At 75.1% G+C, this 1,567-nt stretch carries 1 protein-coding gene; it reads right to left on the reverse strand.

Annotated features, from left to right (window positions below):
• Window positions 1-122 precede the first annotated feature (122 nt).
• Window positions 123-1,567 (reverse strand): 2-oxoglutarate dehydrogenase, E2 component, dihydrolipoamide succinyltransferase (gene sucB / locus LCD33_RS28560; protein ID WP_224978502.1); only part of this gene is annotated, 1,445 nt, incomplete at its 5' end.

Genomic DNA, 1,567 nt, shown 5'->3' on the forward strand with positions numbered 1-1,567 from the left:
CCGCCGCGCCCCCACACGCGCTCCCCCCAGGCCGGGTGCCCCGGGGCACACCCCGCCCCCCCCCCGGGGGGGGGGCCCCCCCCCGCGGGGGGCCCGCCCCCCCCCCGTGGCTCGGAGCCGGATCAGATCCCGAGGTCGGCCTCGAAAGCGCCTTCCTCCAGCCGCTGCTTCAGCGTGGTGAGGAAGCGGGCCGCGTCCGCGCCGTCGACCAGCCGGTGGTCGTAGGACAGCGCCAGGTACACCATCGACCGGATCGCGATCGTGTCGCCGCCGTTGTCGTCGGAGACCACCACGGGACGCTTCACGACGCTGCCCGTGCCCAGCATGCCCACCTGCGGCGGGTTCAGGATCGGGGTGTCGAACAGCGCGCCGCGGCTGCCGGTGTTGGTGATGGTGAAGGTGCCCCCGGAGAGCTCGTCCGGCTTGAGCTTGTTGTTCCGGGTGCGCTCGGCCACGTCGGAGATCTTGCGGGCCAGGCCGCCGAGGTTCAGGTCCCCGGCGTCGTGGATCACCGGGGAGACCAGTCCGCGCGAGGTGTCCACGGCGATCGAGAGGTGCTCGGCCGCGTGGTAGGTGATCTCCTTGCTCTCCTCGTTGACCGAGGCGTTCACCTTCGGGTGCAGCTTGAGCGCCTCGGCGGCGGCCTTCGCGAAGAACGGCAGGAAGGACAGCTTCACGCCCTCCGCCGCCTCGAAGGAGGCCTTCGCCTGCTGGCGCAGCTTCGCGATGCGGGTGACGTCGACCTCGATCACCGTGGTCAGCTGCGCCGCGGTCTGCAGCGACTCGACCATGCGGCGGGCCAGCAGCTGGCGCAGCCGGGACATCTGCTGCGTGGTGCCGCGCAGCGCCCCGGCCTCCTCGGCCGCGGCGGCCGACGAGCCCGGGGCCGCGGGCTTCGCGGCGGCCGGGGCCGCCGGCTGCGCCTGGGCGGCGTCGACCGCGGCCTGCACGTCCTGCTTGCGGATCCGGCCGCCGACACCGCTGCCCTTGATGGTGGACAGGTCGATGCCGTGCTGGTTGGCGAGCTTGCGCACCAGCGGTGTCACGTACGGGGTGCTGCCGGACGGGCCGGACTGCTGCGCGGCGGGCTGCTGCGCGGCGGGCTGGGTCGGAGCAGAGGGCTGGGCCGGCGCGGCCGGTGCCTGGGCGGCGGGTTCCGGCTTCGGTTCCGCAGCGGGCGCGGCGGCCGGGTCGGGAGCCGGTTCCGGCGCGGCAGGCGCGGCAGGAGCGGCACCCTGCTCGCCGATCACGGCCAGCTTCCCGCCGACCTCCACGGTGTCGTCCTCGCCCGCGGCGATCTCCAGCAGCGTGCCCGCGACCGGCGACGGGATCTCGGTGTCGACCTTGTCGGTGGAGACCTCCAGCAGGGGCTCGTCGACCTCGACCGAGTCGCCGACCTGCTTGAGCCACCGGGTGATCGTGCCCTCGCTGACGCTCTCGCCCAGCGCGGGCATCGGTACCTCGGTGCCCTGCGCCGCACCACCGGAGGCGGCGGTCGCGGCGGGCTGCTCGGCGGCGGCTGCTGCTCCTGGGCGGGGGCGTCCTGCGCCGGGGCGGGCTCCTCGGC

Origin of the sequence: Saccharopolyspora sp. 7B (genome assembly GCF_020177435.1) — a bacterium.
In the GTDB taxonomy this organism is placed as follows: domain Bacteria; phylum Actinomycetota; class Actinomycetes; order Mycobacteriales; family Pseudonocardiaceae; genus Saccharopolyspora_C; species Saccharopolyspora_C gregorii.